This is a genomic window from Mesorhizobium sp. LSJC280B00, assembly GCF_000502835.1.
Taxonomy (GTDB): domain Bacteria; phylum Pseudomonadota; class Alphaproteobacteria; order Rhizobiales; family Rhizobiaceae; genus Mesorhizobium.
The window spans coordinates 90,401-106,319 of record NZ_AYVL01000002.1 but is presented as its reverse complement, the minus strand read 5'-3'; the positions used below and the strand labels follow the sequence as shown (position 1 = coordinate 106,319).

Annotated in this window: 18 protein-coding genes; 9 read left to right on the top strand and 9 right to left on the bottom strand. The window is 63.1% G+C overall.

What is annotated here, in order from left to right; translation table 11 throughout:
* Window positions 1-206: 206 nt before the first annotated feature.
* The 5 genes from X773_RS42750 to hutI form a co-directional block, all read right to left on the bottom strand.
* Window positions 207-794, bottom strand: coding sequence for a HutD family protein (locus X773_RS42750; protein WP_023674422.1), 588 nt, complete (start codon window positions 792-794; stop codon window positions 207-209).
* 8 nt (window positions 795-802) lie between these two features.
* Window positions 803-2,473 carry a urocanate hydratase gene (gene hutU, locus X773_RS42745; RefSeq protein ID WP_023674421.1) on the bottom strand — a complete coding sequence of 557 codons (1,671 nt, stop codon included), beginning with the start codon at window positions 2,471-2,473 and terminating at the stop codon, window positions 803-805.
* Between the two features lie 32 nt (window positions 2,474-2,505).
* Complete coding sequence (hutG, locus tag X773_RS42740) at window positions 2,506-3,324, bottom strand: N-formylglutamate deformylase (protein ID WP_023674420.1); 819 nt, start codon at window positions 3,322-3,324, stop codon at window positions 2,506-2,508.
* 274 nt (window positions 3,325-3,598) lie between these two features.
* Window positions 3,599-5,134 (bottom strand): histidine ammonia-lyase, encoded by a 1,536-nt coding sequence (hutH, locus tag X773_RS42735; protein ID WP_023674419.1) that lies wholly within the window; start codon window positions 5,132-5,134, stop codon window positions 3,599-3,601.
* On the bottom strand, window positions 5,131-6,366 hold the full coding sequence (hutI, locus tag X773_RS42730) for an imidazolonepropionase (protein WP_023674418.1): 1,236 nt from the start codon (window positions 6,364-6,366) through the stop codon (window positions 5,131-5,133). The genes hutH and hutI overlap by 4 nt, the downstream gene beginning before the upstream one ends.
* 98 nt (window positions 6,367-6,464) lie before the next feature.
* Here hutI and X773_RS42725 point away from each other — a divergent pair, with 98 nt between their 5' ends.
* Both X773_RS42725 and hutC read left to right on the top strand, forming a co-directional pair.
* Entirely contained in the window at window positions 6,465-7,817 is a 1,353-nt protein-coding gene (locus X773_RS42725) for a formimidoylglutamate deiminase (protein ID WP_023674417.1), read from the top strand.
* On the top strand, window positions 7,814-8,575 hold the full coding sequence (hutC, locus tag X773_RS42720; protein ID WP_023674416.1) for a histidine utilization repressor: 762 nt from the start codon (window positions 7,814-7,816) through the stop codon (window positions 8,573-8,575). The genes X773_RS42725 and hutC overlap by 4 nt, the downstream gene beginning before the upstream one ends.
* A gap of 211 nt (window positions 8,576-8,786) precedes the next feature.
* Here the strand turns inward: hutC and X773_RS42715 are convergent, their stop codons facing one another.
* Complete coding sequence (locus tag X773_RS42715) at window positions 8,787-9,131, bottom strand: RidA family protein (RefSeq protein WP_023674415.1); 345 nt, start codon at window positions 9,129-9,131, stop codon at window positions 8,787-8,789.
* Window positions 9,132-9,343: 212 nt separating this feature from the next.
* Between X773_RS42715 and aztA the strand changes: the two genes are divergently transcribed.
* The 4 genes from aztA to X773_RS42695 all read left to right on the top strand — a co-directional run bounded on the left by aztA (window position 9,344) and on the right by X773_RS42695 (window position 12,518).
* Entirely contained in the window at window positions 9,344-10,156 is an 813-nt protein-coding gene (aztA, locus tag X773_RS42710) for a zinc ABC transporter ATP-binding protein AztA (RefSeq protein WP_023674414.1), read from the top strand.
* Window positions 10,156-11,031, top strand: a complete 876-nt coding sequence (gene aztB / locus X773_RS42705; protein ID WP_023674413.1) for a zinc ABC transporter permease AztB — start codon at window positions 10,156-10,158, stop codon at window positions 11,029-11,031. Before aztA ends, aztB begins: the two co-directional genes overlap by 1 nt.
* 22 nt (window positions 11,032-11,053) lie before the next feature.
* Window positions 11,054-11,995 (top strand): zinc ABC transporter substrate-binding protein AztC, encoded by a 942-nt coding sequence (aztC, locus tag X773_RS42700; RefSeq protein WP_023674412.1) that lies wholly within the window; start codon window positions 11,054-11,056, stop codon window positions 11,993-11,995.
* Between the two features lie 184 nt (window positions 11,996-12,179).
* Complete coding sequence (locus X773_RS42695; RefSeq protein WP_023674411.1) at window positions 12,180-12,518, top strand: TIGR01244 family sulfur transferase; 339 nt, start codon at window positions 12,180-12,182, stop codon at window positions 12,516-12,518.
* 42 nt (window positions 12,519-12,560) lie between these two features.
* On the opposite strand, the gene X773_RS76160 is transcribed toward X773_RS42695, so the two are convergent.
* Both X773_RS76160 and X773_RS42690 read right to left on the bottom strand, forming a co-directional pair.
* Window positions 12,561-12,914, bottom strand: coding sequence for a hypothetical protein (locus X773_RS76160; RefSeq protein WP_156937261.1), 354 nt, complete (start codon window positions 12,912-12,914; stop codon window positions 12,561-12,563).
* Window positions 12,915-12,988: 74 nt separating this feature from the next.
* Window positions 12,989-13,456 (bottom strand): Lrp/AsnC family transcriptional regulator, encoded by a 468-nt coding sequence (locus X773_RS42690; protein WP_023674409.1) that lies wholly within the window; start codon window positions 13,454-13,456, stop codon window positions 12,989-12,991.
* 139 nt (window positions 13,457-13,595) lie between these two features.
* On the opposite strand from X773_RS42690, the gene hppD reads away from it, so the two are divergent.
* From hppD to X773_RS42675, 3 genes are all read left to right on the top strand, one after another.
* Entirely contained in the window at window positions 13,596-14,711 is a 1,116-nt protein-coding gene (hppD, locus tag X773_RS42685) for a 4-hydroxyphenylpyruvate dioxygenase (protein WP_023674408.1), read from the top strand.
* 69 nt (window positions 14,712-14,780) lie between these two features.
* Window positions 14,781-15,008, top strand: a complete 228-nt coding sequence (locus X773_RS42680) for a type II toxin-antitoxin system prevent-host-death family antitoxin (RefSeq protein WP_023674407.1) — start codon at window positions 14,781-14,783, stop codon at window positions 15,006-15,008.
* Entirely contained in the window at window positions 15,005-15,379 is a 375-nt protein-coding gene (locus X773_RS42675; protein WP_023674406.1) for a type II toxin-antitoxin system VapC family toxin, read from the top strand. The genes X773_RS42680 and X773_RS42675 overlap by 4 nt, the downstream gene beginning before the upstream one ends.
* Here X773_RS42675 and X773_RS42670 read toward each other — a convergent pair.
* The gene (locus tag X773_RS42670; protein WP_023674405.1) at window positions 15,358-15,918 is read right to left on the bottom strand and encodes a DinB family protein; all 561 of its coding nucleotides are present in this window, start codon (window positions 15,916-15,918) and stop codon (window positions 15,358-15,360) included. The two genes, X773_RS42675 and X773_RS42670, sit on opposite strands and share 22 nt — an antisense overlap.
* Between the last annotated feature and the right edge of the window lies 1 nt (window position 15,919).

Sequence of the window (15,919 nt, the reverse complement as noted above, 5' to 3'; positions counted from 1 at the left end):
TCCAAATGCAATTGGTTGCATCGCAACACTTGGCCGAAAGTTTTGTTTCCGCACCACGACAAGATGCCGTCTTTCGACAACTTCCAGGCGGGCACTATGAGCATCGTTTCGGCTTCTGATCGGCGGAAGATTCAGGCTTTTTCGTGATGCAGCGACCAGCTTACGCGATATTTGGCCGGCGTCACGATCATGTTTGGCAACAGACGTTAATCGTTGCCGGCAATGCGGTCGATGCGGATCACGAACAGCATGGCCGGCCGGACCGGATCCAGGCGCAGTTCCGGCGCTTGCGCCCCGAGCAACAGCGCGTCGAGCGGCCCAAGTTGCATGGGCGCCGCGCCGGCCACGCTGAGTTCGCCGTCGACGCACAGGATGAGTGTTTCATCGGCTTCGGCCTGGATCTCCGTCGGAGCCGAAATCAGCAGGCGCTCGACCGTGTGGATCGCCCGGGCGCGGCGGGTCATGACGTTGAGGTCGGTGATCGGACCGGCGATCAGCGTGGCTTGCGTCGGCACGTCGGCCGGAAAGGCAAGCGGTGCGGAAGCCTTGGTGATTTCGACCGGTAGCCGGCCGGCGATGTCGAGGATCATGCCCTCGCCTTCCAGCAACGCCAAGGTCCGGTCGACGCCGGCAAATCCGGAAAATGGGCCGCCGCCCTCGACCAGCGCCATCGAGACGCGCCAGTCGAAATCGTCGAGCCCGGCACCTGGCGGCGAGACGGCAATCTCCGTCGTCACCCCGCCGCCGTTCTTCCACGGCATCGGCCGGTATTCGGCTGCCCGAAGGATGCGCAAGGCGCGGCTCAGCCCAAAATGCCGGGCAGGTTGAGCTGGTTCTCCCGGGCGCACTCGATCGCGATGTCATAGCCGGCATCGGCGTGGCGCATGACGCCGGTCGCCGGATCGTTCCACAGAACCCTTTCCAGGCGCTTGGCCGCCTCGGGCGTGCCGTCGGCGACGATGACCATGCCGGCATGCTGCGAAAAGCCCATGCCGACGCCGCCGCCATGGTGCAGCGACACCCAGGTGGCGCCGGACGCCGTGTTGAGCAAGGCATTGAGCAACGGCCAGTCGGAGACGGCATCGGAGCCGTCCTTCATCGCCTCCGTCTCGCGGTTCGGCGAGGCGACCGAGCCGGAATCGAGGTGATCGCGGCCGATGACCACCGGCGCCTTCAGTTCGCCCCTGGCGACCATCTCGTTGAAGGCGAGGCCGAGCCGGTGGCGATCGCCAAGCCCAACCCAGCAGATGCGCGCCGGCAGTCCCTGGAAGGCGATGCGCTCACGCGCCATGTCGAGCCAGTTGTGCAGATGGGTGTTGCCGGGGGTCAGCTCGCGCACCTTGGCGTCGGTCTTGTAGATATCCTCGGGATCGCCGGAAAGCGCTGCCCAGCGGAACGGGCCGATGCCGCGGCAAAACAGCGGACGGATATAAGCCGGCACGAAACCCGGGAAGGCAAAAGCATTCTCGAACCCCTCCTCCTTCGCCACCTGGCGGATGTTGTTGCCGTAGTCGAGCGTCGGCACGCCGGCATTCCAGAACGCCACCATCGCCTCGACATGCTCGCGCATCGACGCGCGGGCAGCTCTTTCAACGGCCTTCGGGTCGCTGGTGCGCTTCTCGCGCCACTCGGCCAGCGACCAGCCCTTGGGCAGATAGCCATTGAGCGGGTCATGCGCCGAGGTCTGGTCGGTGACGATGTCAGGGCGCACGCCGCGCCGCACCAGTTCCGGCAGGATGTCGGCGGCGTTGCCGACCAGGCCAACCGATTTCGCCTCACCGGCTTTGGTCCAGCGCTCGATCTTTTCCAGAGCCTCGTCGAGCGTGTCGGCGCGCTCATCGACATAGCGGGTGCGCAGCCGGAAATCGATGCGGTCGGGATCGCATTCGACGGCCAGGCAGCAGGCGCCGGCCATGACCGCGGCGAGCGGCTGGGCACCGCCCATGCCGCCGAGACCGCCGGTCAGGATCCACTTGCCCCTGAGATTGCCGCGATAATGCTGGCGGCCGGCCTCGACGAAGGTCTCGTAGGTGCCCTGCACGATGCCTTGCGTGCCGATGTAGATCCACGAGCCGGCCGTCATCTGGCCGTACATCATCAGGCCCCTTCTATCGAGCTCGTTGAATTTCTCCCATGTCGCCCAGTGCGGCACCAGGTTGGAATTGGCGATCAGCACGCGCGGGGCGTCAGGATGAGTGCGGAACACGCCGACCGGCTTGCCCGATTGCACCAACAACGTCTCGTCGTCGCCAAGCGTCTTCAGCGAGGCAACGATGCGGTCGAAATCGTTCCAGGTGCGCGCCGCCCGGCCGATGCCGCCATAGACGACCAACTCGTTGGGGTTTTCGGCGACGTCTGGGTCGAGATTGTTCATCAGCATGCGCAACGGCGCTTCCGTCAGCCAGGTGCGGGCGTTGAGCTCGCTGCCGCGCGGGCTGCGCACTTCACGGATGTTGTGGCGAGGATCGGTCATGATTGTCCCTTTCGAGTGAGGTGCACCGCGCGTCAGCGTTCGGCCCAGGCGATCGCGGTTTCCAGGATCTTCTTCAGCGTGACGCGGATCGGCGCCGCGAATTCGGCCTCGTAAGGCACCGGCCAGTTAGCCGGTTCGCCCTTGCCTTCGGGCTCGCGCATATAGCCGCGGTTGGAGAGTTCCATCTGCAGCGCGTGGACGCCGGCTAGCGGCTGGCCGAAATGGCGCGTGATCCAGCCGCCCTTGAAGCGGCCGTTGACGACGTAGCTCTCGCCGGTTTCGGCGAGGATCCGGCCAACCGTCGCTTGCAGCGTCGGATCGGCGCTCTTGCCGTCATTGGTGCCGAGATTGAAGACCGGCAATTTGCCTTCGAAAAGGCGCGGCAGCACCGAGCGGATCGAATGGCAGTCATAGACGACGACCTTCCCATGCAAAGCGCGCAGCCTGTCGATCTCGGCCTGCAGAGCGGCATGATAGGGTACGAAGAACTTCTCGCGGCGTTCGTCGATCTCCGACGGTCCCGGCTCTTCACCCTTGCGGTAGAGCTGATCGCCGTCAAAGGTCTCTGTCGGGCAGAGCCCAGTCGTCGTCTGGCCGGGATAGAGCGAAACGCCGGACGGATCGCGGTTGACGTCGATAACGGTGCGCGAAATCGCCGTATGCACGACCGTCGCGCCGAGGCTCTCGGCGAAGTCATAAAGCTTGTCGATCCACCAGTCGGCGTCACGGCGGCCGAGCCAGGGCGAGACCAGCCGGCTGTCGAGGCCGGCGAGATCGATGCCGGTATGCGGGATCGAAACCAGCAGGGGTGCTGTGCCTTGGGTGACGGTGAGCCAGGAGGGTGAGGTCATCGGAAGTCTCCGCGCGACAGAACGCGACCTTGCAATCGTCCGTGAACACCGACCTCGCTTTTTGCCGGTCGGAACGCATTTTGTTCTTGCTTTGTGCCGGCAGCTATGCTACTAAGTTCGGTATGGTGCTGATTCGGCCCGACGACCCGCCTTTGAGGCGGGTTTTTTGTTTCTGGCAGGACGTCAGCGGGACAGCGCCGCCCTCTGTCCTGCCGGACAGTCCGGCAGGACAGAGGGGGGCGCGACAGAACGCGACCTGTCACGGCACACCGCCTCATGACGCAACGCCCGGCAGTTTCACCGCACCCGCGGTCTTCACCGCCGCGCCGCTGCGTATCATGGCGATGGCCTTCTCCATGTCGGGGTGGAAGTGCCGGTCGTTGTCGAGATGCGGCACCTCTGCCCTGACCAGCCGGCGCACCGCCTCCAGGGCCGCGCTCGAGGCCAGCGGTGCGTGGAAATCGCAGCCTTGCGCGGCGGCCAGCAATTCGATGCCGATGACGGCCGTCGCATTCTCGACCATGCCGATGAGGCGGCGCGCGCCATGCGCCGCCATCGAGACGTGGTCTTCCTGGTTGGCCGAGGTCGGGATCGAATCGACGCTGGCCGGATAGGCCTTTTGCTTGTTTTCAGAAACCAGTGCTGCCGCCGTGACCTGAGGGATCATGAAACCGGAATTCAGACCCGGCTTGGGCGTGAGAAAGGCCGGCATGCCCGACAGCGCCGGATCGACCAGCATGGCGATGCGCCGCTCCGACAGCGAGCCGATCTCGCAGACGGCGAGTGCGATCATGTCGGCGGCGAAGGCGACCGGCTCGGCATGGAAATTGCCGCCCGAAAGTGCGGAGTCGTCCTCGGCAAAGATCAGCGGATTGTCGGTGACGCCGTTGGCCTCGGTGCCGAGCGTCTCGGCGGCCTTGCGGAGCACGTCGAGTGCTGCGCCCATCACCTGCGGCTGGCAGCGCAGGCAATACGGATCCTGCACGCGCTCGTCGCCGACGCGGTGCGATTCACGGATGGCGCTGCCGGCCATCAAATTGCGCAACGCCTCGGCCGTCTCGATCTGGCCGCGATGTTTCCTGAGCAGATGGATGCGTGGATCGAACGGAGCGTCGGAGCCCTTGGCGGCATCGGTCGACAGCGCGCCGGCGACCAGTGCCGACTGGTAGAGCACTTCCGCCTCGAACAAAGCGGCAAGCGCATAGGCGGTCGAAAACTGGGTACCGTTGAGCAGCGCCAGGCCTTCCTTGGCGCCCAGTGTCACCGGCTCCAACCCATGCGAAACGAAGGCGACCTTGGCGGGAAAGCGGCCATGCGGGGTAAAGCACTCGCCGACGCCGATCATCACGGCGGTCATGTGCGACAGCGGCGCAAGGTCGCCGGAAGCGCCGACCGAGCCTTGCGCCGGCACCACGGGGATAACGTCGTTGGCCAGCATCGCCTCGATCAGTTCGATCGTCCGCGGCCGCACGCCGGAGGCGCCCTGTGCCAGGCTGGCCAGCTTCAGCGCCATCATCAGCCTGCAGATTGCGACGGGCATCGGCTCGCCGACGCCGGCGGCATGAGACAGCACGATGTTTCGCTGCAACGTTTCCAGATCGGCGGCGGGGATGCGGACGCTGGCCAGCTTGCCGAAGCCGGTATTGATGCCATAGACCGGCTCGCCCTTGGCAACGATCCTGGCGACGGCCTCGGCGCTGGCCTTGATCTTCGGCCGGCAGGCATCGTCGAGCCTCAGCGCGGCGCCGCGATAGATGGCGCGCCAATCGGCCAGCGTGGCATTGCCCGGCCTTAGCTTGAGTTCGGTCATTGTCCCCTCCAGATGCGGGCATGCAGCGGGTTGAAGCCCATGCGGTAGACGAGTTCGGCCGGGCGCTCGACGTTCCAGATCGCCAGATCGGCCGATTTTCCGGCCTCCAGCGTGCCGGTCTGTCCAAGCAGCCCGAGCGCGCGGGCAGCCTCGCGGGTAACGCCGGCAATGCATTCATCGACGGTCAGGCCAAACAATGTCGCGGCCATGTTCATGGTCAGCAGCAGCGAGGTCAGCGGCGACGTGCCGGGATTGTTATCGGTGGCAACGGCCATCCTGACGCCATGCTGGCGAAACAAGGCGATCGGCGGCTTCTTGGTCTCGCGAATGAAGTAGTAGGCGCCGGGCAGGATGGTCGCCAAGGTTCCGGCCTTCGCCATCGCCGCCGCACCGGCCTCGTCGGTGTATTCGAGGTGGTCGGCCGATAGCGCACCATAGCGCGCCGCAAGTTCGGCGCCGTGCAGATTGGACAGCTGGTCCGCATGGAGCTTGACCGGCAGGCCCGCCGCCTTCGCGGCATCGAACACGCGGGCGATCTGCTCCGGCCAAAAGGCAATGCCTTCGCAAAAACCGTCGACGGCATCGGCCAGGCCCTCGGCAGCGACGGCCGGCAAAATCTGCTTTGCAACAAGATCGATAAAGGCGTCCTTGTCACCTTTTGCTTCGGGCGGCAGCGCATGAGCGCCGAGGAAAGTGGTCCTGACCGTCACCGGCCGCTCACCGCCCAGCCGTCGTGCGGCGCGCAGCGACTTCTTCTCGTTTTCGAGGTCGAGACCGTAGCCGGATTTAATCTCGACGGTGGTTACGCCTTCGGCAAGCAGCGCATCGAGGCGCGGCAGCGACTGGCCGACCAGTTCGTCCTCGCTCGCCGCGCGCAATGCCTTGACCGAGGAGACGATGCCGCCGCCGGCCTTGGCAACCTCCTCATAGCTGGCGCCGGCCAGCCGCATCTCGAATTCATTGGCACGGTTGCCGGCGTGGACCAGATGAGTGTGGCAGTCGATCAGGCCGGGCGTGATCCAGCGGCCTTCGCAGTCGATCGCCTCGGCGCCTTTGCTAAGTGCTGCCGGCATGTCGGCTTCCGGCCCAGCATAGACGATCCGGCCGTTGCGCACGGCGATTGCACCGTGCTCGACAACGCCTGACCCGGGGCTGCTTTCGGCCATGGTCGCGAGGCGCGCATTGCGCCAGAGGCGAACCTCCCCTGCCCGGCTTTTGCTCTCTGCAGCCATCATCTTTTCCGTTTCAATAGGTGACGATTATGTATATACATATGAAAAGGCACTGCAAGCGCTATCATCGCACGGCAGACCGGGATTTGGAGAAAAACGTGACAGCAATCTTTGCGGAACAGGCGCTTCTGCCCGACGGCTGGCACAGCAATGTGCGGATCGTCATCTCCGACGGCAGGATCGCCACGGTCAAGGCGAATACCTCGCTCCTGCCTGGAGACGAGCGCCGTGCCATCCTGCTATCAGGGATGCCGAACCTGCACAGCCATGCCTTCCAGCGCGGCATGGCCGGCCTTGCCGAATTGCGCGGCCCTTCCGCCGACAGTTTCTGGAGCTGGCGCGAGGTGATGTACCGTTTCGCGCTGTCGATGACGCCGGACCAAGTCGAGGCGGTCGCGGCCCAGCTCTATGTCGAGATGCTGGAGGCCGGGTTCTCGCGCGTCGGCGAGTTTCATTATTTACACCATGACCGCGACGGCCGGCCCTATGCCAATATCGCCGAGATGGCGCAGCGCATTGTTGCTGCAGCGTCCGAGACAGGCATCGGGCTGACTTTGCTGCCGGTGTTCTACGCGCATTCCTCTTTCGGCGGCGCTGCGCCAAATGAAGGCCAACGCCGGTTCATCAACGATGTGAACCAGTTCTCGCGGCTTGTTGAGAAAAGCCGCGAATCCATTCGCACCTTGAATCAAGGCGTCGTCGGCGTCGCCCCGCACAGCCTGCGTGCCGTGACACCGGAGGAACTGGAAAACATCACGGTGATGGCGCCGGAGGGGCCTATCCACATCCACATCGCCGAGCAGATGAAGGAGGTCGAGGATTGTCTTGCCTGGTCCGAGGCGCGGCCGGTCGAATGGCTGCTTGCCAACGCCAAGGTCGACCGGCGCTGGTGTCTCATCCACGCCACCCACATGACCGAGACCGAGACGACCGATTTGGCGAAAAGCGGCGCCGTTGCCGGCCTCTGCCCGATCACCGAGGCCAATCTCGGCGACGGCACCTTTGCCGCGTCCTTGTTCATGCAGCATGGCGGCCGCTTCGGCATCGGCTCGGATTCGAACGTACTGATCGGCGTGCCGGACGAGTTGCGGCAGCTCGAATATTCGCAGCGCCTCGCCCACCGCGCCCGCAACGTGCTGGCGGTGGCCGGTGGCTCGACCGGCCGTGCTTTGTTCGATGCAGCGCTCGATGGTGGCAGTGCCGCGTTGGGCGCCGGCCACTCGCAGATCGCAGCAGGTGCCTCGGCCGATTTCGTCTCGCTCGACGGCAAGCATCCATCGCTGGCCGGCAAGACGGGCGATGCAATCCTTGATGCCTGGATTTTTGCCAACGGCACCAAGGTCGATTGCGTCTGGGTGCATGGCAAGAAACTGGTCAGCGGCGGCATGCATGCCAGGCGCGATGCCATCGCCGAGCGGTTCCGCAAGGTGATGACAGCGCTTTCGGCATGAGCATGCTCGGGACAATAAGCGCGGATTCTGGAAGCGCGGACGGCGGCGAGGTTCTTTCGCTGCACCAGCGCATCCTGTCGGACATCAGCGAACGGATCCTGTCGGGTGCCTGGGCGCCCGGCCACCGCATTCCGTTCGAGCATGAACTGACGGCCGAATACAATTGTTCGCGCATGACAGTGAACAAGGCGCTGTCGCAACTGGCCAAGGCCGGGCTGATCGAGCGCCGGCGTCGCTCCGGCAGTTTTGTCCGCCGGCCGCAGTCACAGGCAGCCGTTCTCGAAATCCACGACATCCGGATCGAGGTCGAGGCACTTGGCCTGCCCTACCGCTATGAGCGCATAGCGCGAAACAGAAGGCGCAGCAGCGCCGACGACCGCGCCCTGCTGGAACTCGACGTCGCCGGGCCGGTGCTGGTGCTGGAATGCCGGCATTTCGCCGGCAAGCGGCCGTTCGCCCACGAGCAGCGGCTGATCAACCTGGCTGCCGTGCCGGAGGCCGCCGAAGAGGCGTTTTTCGACACCGCGCCCGGTCCGTGGCTGATCGGCCGTGTGCCGTGGAGTGCGGCCGAGCATCGCATCCGCGCGGTTGCCGCCGAAAAGCACGTAGCGGCGGCACTCGACATCGCGACGGGCGCACCGTGCCTGGTGATCGAGCGGCGGACATGGAGCGCCGAGCACCCCATCACCCATGTCCGCTTCACCTATGCGGCAGAGAACCACACGCTGGTGGCGCGGTTTGCACCGTCAAGGGGGTAGTGACACGCCCCCTTCTCCCCTTGTGGGAGAAGGTGGATCGGCGCGCAGCGCCGAGACGGATGAGGGGTGCTGGAAGGAATGAGACGTTAAAAATATCGAATGATTTTTGGTGTTTAAAATATCGGCGTAGCGATCCGTCCAACACCCCTCATCCGACCGAGCTTCGCTCGGCCACCTTCTCCCACAAGGGGAGAAGGGAAAGCGCTACGCCTCAAATCGCCGCGGTAACAATAATCTCGACCAGATATTCTGGTCCGGCAAGCTTGGCTTCGCCGGTGGCGCGGGCCGGCGTGTTGCCCTGCGGTACCCATTTGTCCCACTCCGCGTTCATCTCGGCAAAGGTGCTCATGTCGGCCAGCCAGATGATCGCCTGCAGGATCTTGGTTTTGTCGGTGCCGGCCTTGGCCAGCAATTCGTCGATCGCCGCCAGAATGTCCCTGGTCTGGGCACCGACGTTTCCGCCCGGCTTTCCGACCTGACCGGCCAGATAGACGGTGTTGCCGTGGATGACGATCTGGCTCATGCGCGGGCCTACATCGATACGACGAATGCTCATTGGATATTCCTTCTCCTCTTGTCGGTGCGCCTGTTTAGGGGCCGGGTTCGCCGGGGGCAAGGCCGCTCGAGCGGAACTTCTTGAGCCAAGCCAAAGCACACAACAAGACGGCCCGGCCGCAATTCCGCCCGATTGGCTTGTTGACTAATGTAATAACATCACATATCGAATCCGCCCCTGCAGCGCCGATCATCGCCCCCATGGATCGTCACATGAGCCAAACCTGCCTGACCTTCCGCGACCTGACGCTGGGCTACAATAGCCATCCTGCGGTCCACCACCTCAATGGTACGATCCGCAAGGGATCGCTGACGGCGGTCGTCGGCGCCAACGGCTCCGGCAAATCAACGCTGATGAAGGGCATTGTCGGCGTCCTGAAGCCGATGGCCGGCGCGGTGATCCGGGCGCCCGGCGTACGCGCCGCCTATCTGCCGCAGCAATCGGAACTCGACCGCTCCTTTCCGGCCCGGGTCGTCGACCTGGTTTCGCTTGGTCTGTGGCCGCGGCGCGGCATGCTCGGCCGTTATACGAGGGAAGATCGCGACTCTGTCAGCAAGGCGCTGATGGCCGTCGGCCTCGGCGGCTTCGAGAAGCGGCCGATCGACACACTGTCGGGCGGCCAGCTGCAGCGCACGCTGTTTGCCCGCGTGCTGTTGCAGGATGCCGAGCTCATCCTGCTCGACGAGCCGTTCAACGCCGTCGATGCCAAGACGGTCGGTGACCTGATCGCGCTGATCAAGCGCTGGCACGGCGAGGAACGCACGATCATGGTTGTGGTCCACGATCTCGATCTGGTGCGGCAGAATTTCCCCGAAACACTGCTGCTGGCGCGCCAGCCGATCGCCTGGGGCGAGACCAGGGAGACGCTGCAGCCGGAGAATCTGTTGCGCGCGCGCCGCTTCCACGAAGCCTGGGAGGACAACGCGCCATGGTGTGAGCCCGGCGAGCATGATCACCAGCACGGTGGCCACGAGCACGGCCATGACCACGACCATTATCACGGCTCCGGGCCGAGGACGGCATGATGGACGTGCTTTACGGTCTTTTCGTCGCTCCTTTCGCCGACTACGCCTTCATGCAGCGGGCGCTCGCCGGTTCGATGATGCTGTCGCTCGGCGCCTGCCCGGTCGGCGTGTTCCTGATGCTGCGGCGCATGAGCCTGTCCGGCGACGCCATGGCGCATGCCATCCTGCCCGGTGCTGCCGCCGGCTTCCTGTTCTATGGCCTGGAGATCCTGCCGATGACTATCGGCGGACTGATCGCCGGCATCATCGTGGCGCTCGGCGCCGGCGCCGTCTCGCGCTTCACCATTCAGCGCGAGGACGCCTCGATGGCGGCCTTCTATCTGATTTCGCTGGCCATCGGCGTGCTCATGGTATCGATCCGCGGTTCCAGCGTCGATCTCATGCATGTGCTCTTCGGCACCGTGCTGGCGCTCAACAACGAGGCGCTGACGCTGATCGGCGGCATCGTCGTGGTGACGCTGGTCAGCCTCGCCATCTTCTGGCGGGCGCTGGTCGCCGAATGCCTCGACCCTTTGTTCCTGCGCTCGGTCAGCCGGATGGGCAGCCCGGTGCATTTCATCTTTCTCGGCCTCGTCGTGCTCAATCTCGTCGGCGGCTTCCAGGCGCTCGGCACCTTGCTGTCGGTCGGGCTGATGATGCTGCCGGCGGCGGCGGCCCGCTTCTGGACCTCGCGCGTCGAGCCGATGTGCGTGTTGGCCACAGTGATCGGCTTTGCCTCCTGCATTGCCGGGCTGCTGTTGTCCTACCATGCGTCGCTGCCCTCCGGCCCGGCCATCATCCTGTCCGCCGGCGTCGTCTATTTCGCCTCGATCCTGTTCGGCACGCGCGGCATCCTGCGTGCCCGCATCGTTCATCACCGCCACAGAACTGCCTGATCCCAACAAGGAGAACCTGTCCATGCTGAAATCGATCCGCGCCGCTTTGGCCGTGAGCGTTATAACATTAACCGCCTTTGGCGCATCTTCGGCCTTCGCAGAGCCGTTGAAAGTGGTCGCCAGCTTCACGATCATCGCCGATTTCGCCAAGAATGTCGGCGGCGACCGCATCGATCTGACCACCATCGTCGGGCCGGACGGCGACGCCCACGTCTACGAGCCGAGCCCCGCCGATGCGGTGGCGATGGCCAAGGCCGACATCGTGCTGGTCAACGGCCTGCATTTCGAAGGTTTTCTGCAGCGCCTGGTCGACGCCAGCGCCACCAAGGCGACTGTCGCCGTGCTGACCAAGGGGGTCACGCCGATCAATTTCAAACCCGAATTCGCCGAGGCCGATGTCGCCGAAGGCGCGGAAACCGATGGCGGCAAGACGGTCACCGATCCGCATGCCTTCCAGTCGATCGCCAATGCCAAGATCTATGTGAAGAACATCGCCGACGCCTTTTGCACGGCCGACGCTGCGGGTTGCGACAGCTACAAGGCCAATGCAGCCGCCTATACGCAGAAGCTTGAGGCGCTTGAGGGCGAAGTGCAGGCGGCGATCCAGTCGATCCCGCAGGAGAAGCGCGTCGTCATCACCTCGCATGACGCCTTCGGCTATTTCGAGCAGGCCTACGGCTTGACGTTCCTTGCCCCGGAAGGCGTGTCGACCGAGTCGGAGCCCTCCGCTGCCGACGTCGCCAAGCTGGTCAGCCAGGTGAAACAGGACAAGGCGGCGGCGATCTTCGTCGAGAACATCACCAACCCGCGGCTGATCGAGCAGATCGCCAGCGAGACCGGCATCAAGGTGGGCGGCACACTCTATTCCGATGCGTTGTCGCAGCCCGACGGCCCGGCCGCGACCTATATCGATCTGATGCACAACAACATCGCCCAGATCAAAGGCGCGATCCTAGGAAGCTGAGCCGACCGATCCGGTTCATCCAGCCGGGTTGGCGCATGATGCGTCCTGGCGACATGCGGCGTTAGCCCGGCTGGATTTCTGGCATCGAAATCTCTATCTGCGGATGGATTTCTTTTCGCGCGGATTGCCGACCGGGTCAGGGAGTGGCAAGACTGCCGCTAACCAGATTGCGAGGACCCCAGCCATGGAATACCGTCAGATAAGCGAGGACTATTCAGTCTCGGGCCAGATCCAGCCCGAAGATGTCGCGACCATCAAGGCCGCCGGCTTCAAGAGCGTGATCTGCAACCGGCCGGACGACGAGCAGCCCGGCCAGCCATCGGCCGACACCGTCAAGGCGGCGGTCGAGGGCGCCGGGCTCGCCTTCCGCTACATCCCGGTCATCAGCGGCCAGATCACGGCCGAGAATGTCGAGGACCAGGCCGAGGCGCTTGACGAACTCGAAGGCCCGGTCTTCGCTTACTGCCGGTCCGGCGCCCGCTGCACTAATCTTTATGGGCTGATCCAGCAGTCGAAGGGGTGAGAGGCCTCCGTTACCCTATCAACTCGCCGGGATGAGCGGGTGCTACGGGCGCTTCTCGCCGACTAGACTGAGCACACCGAAGAAAACCACGCCGAGAGCAACGAATAGCGCGAGAAAGCTAAGCGGAAACGTGCTGATCACCAGCAGGACGAAGCCCGCAAGGCCGATCGGGTAGCCGATGAGGCACCACCAGCGCGACTTCGAATAGGTGAACATGCTCCAGTCATAAGCCTTGAGATCCCATACGGGAGCTCTAGGCCTCCAGGACCAGTTTGTATTTAGGAGACGTGAATCCCAACTCTTGGGATGATTTGCGAGGTGGATCAGGCCGCCGACCGTGAACAGCACCAGTCCAACAAAAAAGAGGACAATCCCTGCAAGCTGAAAGTTGGACATGGACTACCGCAATTGTTTGTTCAGCTATGTCATAGACCTTTCGAATGCACCGATCAAACTGACAGAAAATGCCGTCAAATCGGCAGCGCGCCGGTTTCCTTGAGCGTCTCCAGCACGATCGCCGTCTTCACATGCTGCACGGATTCGTGCGGCAGCAGCACGCCGTTGACGAATTCCGACAGCGACTTCAGGTCGGGCGTCACGACTTTCAATATATAATCCATCTCGCCGGTCAGCGCGTGCGCTTCCTGCACTTGCGGCAGCCGCGCCACCAATTCGCCGAAACGCCGCGCATTGTCGCGGTTGTGGGTGGCGAGCGTCACCGAGATGACGTTGACCAGAGAAAAACCGAGCTTGTCGCGGTCGAGCACCGCCCGGTAACCCTTGATATAGCCGTCCTCCTCCAGCCGCTGGCGACGACGCGAGCACTGCGACGCGGACAGGTTCACCCGTTCCGACAGATCGTTGTTGGTCAGCCGTGCATCGCCCTGCAACAGAGCCATTATCTTGCGGTCAAACTGGTCGATGCGCGCCTCATCCATGAATTTCGGGTCCGCAGTGCACAACTCGCGCATGATCTGACCATTTCAAGCGTTTGAATGCAAGCAATTTGCACTCGCTCCGCGCTATAATTGGGTTTAGATGGCCGACGCGGCCAGTTCCAGATTTCGGAGCAATGCCATGGGTCCCTTCCCGCACGACGCACCGCCCGCCAAGATCAGCAAAACCAATCCCGCCGGCACCGACGGCTTCGAGTTCGTCGAATTCGCGCATGCCGAGCCGGAAAAGCTCGCCGAACTGTTCACCCGCATGGGCTATGTGCCGGTGGCCAAGCACCGCAGCAAGGACATCACCGTCTGGCGGCAGGGCGACATCAACTATGTCGTCAATGCCGAACCCGGCTCGCATGCCATGAAATTCGTTGACAAGCACGGCCCTTGCGCCGCCTCAATGGCGTGGCGGGTGGTCGATGCAAGGCATGCCTTCGATCACGCGGTGGCCAAGGGCGCGACGCCCTATGAAGGCAACGACAAGACGCTCGATGTGCCGGCGATCGTCGGTATCGGCGGATCGCTGCTCTATTTCATCGAAACTTACGGCGAGAAGGGCTCGGCTTACGACGCCGAGTTCGACTGGCTGGGCGAGCGCGACCCCAGGCCGGAAGGCGTCGGCTTCTATTATCTCGACCACCTGACCCACAATGTCTATCGCGGCCAGATGGACAAATGGTGGGATTTCTATCGCGACCTGTTCGGCTTCAAGCAGATCCACTTCTTCGACATCGACGGCAAGATCACCGGGCTGGTCAGCCGCGCCATCACCTCGCCCTGCGGCAAGATCCGCATTCCGCTGAACGAGTCCAAGGACGAAACCAGCCAGATCGCCGAATATCTGAAGAAGTATAATGGCGAGGGCATCCAGCACATCGCCGTCGGCACCGACGACATCTACGGCGCCACCGACAGGCTGGCTGCCAACGGCCTGAAGTTCATGCCGGGCCCGCCGGAGACCTATTACGACATGTCCTCTGCCCGCGTGAACGGCCATGAAGAGCCGATTGAACGTATGAAAAAGCACGGCATCCTGATCGATGGCGAGGGCGTCGTCGACGGCGGCACGACCAAGATCCTGCTGCAGATCTTTTCGAAAACCGTGATCGGGCCGATCTTCTTCGAATTCATCCAGAGGAAGGGCGACGAAGGCTTTGGCGAGGGCAATTTCCGCGCTTTGTTCGAATCGATCGAGCAGGACCAGATCAAGCGCGGCGTGCTGAAGGTGGACGGCAAGGCAGCGTAGCCAACTCGGCCGAGGTGCCTTGTGGTTTGATCAATTATGACCTAAATTCTGGTCATAAGAGGTCTGACCATGAATGTTCCGATGGCAAAAGCGAAGGCCCAACTCTCTGAGTTGGTGAAACGTGCCCAGGCCGGCGAAGAGATCCATCTGACGCGGCATGGAGAGGTGGTGGCGACCTTAAGCGCGCCCACCCGGGCCGGCGGGAGCAAAGGCCTTTTTGGGGCCCTGAAAGGCCAAATTCGGATACCGGATGATTTTGATGAACTCGGTCCCGAATGGGACGAGTACATTAAATGAGCCGCCAATATCTGGTGGATACTCATATTCTGCTTTGGGTACTCAACGCGGATTCACGCCTTTCGGATCACCATCGCGACATCTTTCTTGCGGGCGAGGATGTGGTCGTCAGCGCCGTCTCGGTAGCAGAGATCGCCATTAAGAAATCGCTCGGCAAAGTCACGCTCACAGGCAACATCGTGGAAATCCTGCGATCGAACGGCATTCCGATCCTCAGTGTGAATGAACTACACGCAGCGAGGCTTGAGCATCTGCCGTTCCATCATCGCGATCCCTTCGACCGTCTGCTCATCGCACAGGCTCAAATTGAAGGTCTGACGGTGGTCACTGCGGATCGACATTTCTCAGCCTACGACGTCGCGTTGGCCTGATCATCCAGCTCCAGCCGCTCGACTTCGGCTTTCCTCAACTTCACATCGTAATCGAGGAAAAACTCGTCGAGTTGCGGCGGTTTCACCGAGGTGCCGGACAGCATCGCGTGCGCCTGGCCGCGATGATGGATGTCGTGGATGAAGAGATGGGCGAGCAGGTCGCCGATCCGTTCCGGTATCATGCCGTCCTCGCGCCGATCGGTGACGACGCGGCGCTCGAGATCGTCCGCCGACAGGCGGTCGCAAAAGGCGATCAGCCGCCGGTCGGCCTCCGCCTGTGCAACAAAAAGCGCCTTGGCATCACTGAACGGCACAAAATCGTCATGGGCGGCGGCGCCAACGCCGCCCTCTTCGAGAAAATCGAGATAGAGGTGATCGACCGCCAGGATGTGATTGAGCGTTGCCTTGATCGAGGGGAAGAAGCTTATCCTTTCAGCCTCGAATTCGCCGGGCTCAAGCTGCAGCACGGCACGATAGAGCCGGTCGTTCGACCACAGATTGTTGGCTGCCATGCCGCGGAAATGGTTCAGCAGGTCCATG

Coding starts and splice junctions, on each gene's coding strand:
- hutU (WP_023674421.1), bottom strand. CDS start 2,473: ATGACCGATCCTCGCCACAACATCCGTGAAGTGCGCAGCCCGCGCGGC.
- hutG (WP_023674420.1), bottom strand. CDS start 3,324: ATGACCTCACCCTCCTGGCTCACCGTCACCCAAGGCACAGCACCCCTG.
- hutH (WP_023674419.1), bottom strand. CDS start 5,134: ATGACCGAACTCAAGCTAAGGCCGGGCAATGCCACGCTGGCCGATTGG.
- hutI (WP_023674418.1), bottom strand. CDS start 6,366: ATGGCTGCAGAGAGCAAAAGCCGGGCAGGGGAGGTTCGCCTCTGGCGC.
- hutC (WP_023674416.1), top strand. CDS start 7,814: ATGAGCATGCTCGGGACAATAAGCGCGGATTCTGGAAGCGCGGACGGC.
- X773_RS42715 (WP_023674415.1), bottom strand. CDS start 9,131: ATGAGCATTCGTCGTATCGATGTAGGCCCGCGCATGAGCCAGATCGTC.
- aztA (WP_023674414.1), top strand. CDS start 9,344: ATGAGCCAAACCTGCCTGACCTTCCGCGACCTGACGCTGGGCTACAAT.
- aztB (WP_023674413.1), top strand. CDS start 10,156: ATGGACGTGCTTTACGGTCTTTTCGTCGCTCCTTTCGCCGACTACGCC.
- aztC (WP_023674412.1), top strand. CDS start 11,054: ATGCTGAAATCGATCCGCGCCGCTTTGGCCGTGAGCGTTATAACATTA.
- X773_RS42695 (WP_023674411.1), top strand. CDS start 12,180: ATGGAATACCGTCAGATAAGCGAGGACTATTCAGTCTCGGGCCAGATC.
- X773_RS76160 (WP_156937261.1), bottom strand. CDS start 12,914: ATGTCCAACTTTCAGCTTGCAGGGATTGTCCTCTTTTTTGTTGGACTG.
- X773_RS42690 (WP_023674409.1), bottom strand. CDS start 13,456: ATGGATGAGGCGCGCATCGACCAGTTTGACCGCAAGATAATGGCTCTG.
- hppD (WP_023674408.1), top strand. CDS start 13,596: ATGGGTCCCTTCCCGCACGACGCACCGCCCGCCAAGATCAGCAAAACC.
- X773_RS42680 (WP_023674407.1), top strand. CDS start 14,781: ATGAATGTTCCGATGGCAAAAGCGAAGGCCCAACTCTCTGAGTTGGTG.
- X773_RS42675 (WP_023674406.1), top strand. CDS start 15,005: ATGAGCCGCCAATATCTGGTGGATACTCATATTCTGCTTTGGGTACTC.
- X773_RS42670 (WP_023674405.1), bottom strand. CDS start 15,918: ATGGACCTGCTGAACCATTTCCGCGGCATGGCAGCCAACAATCTGTGG.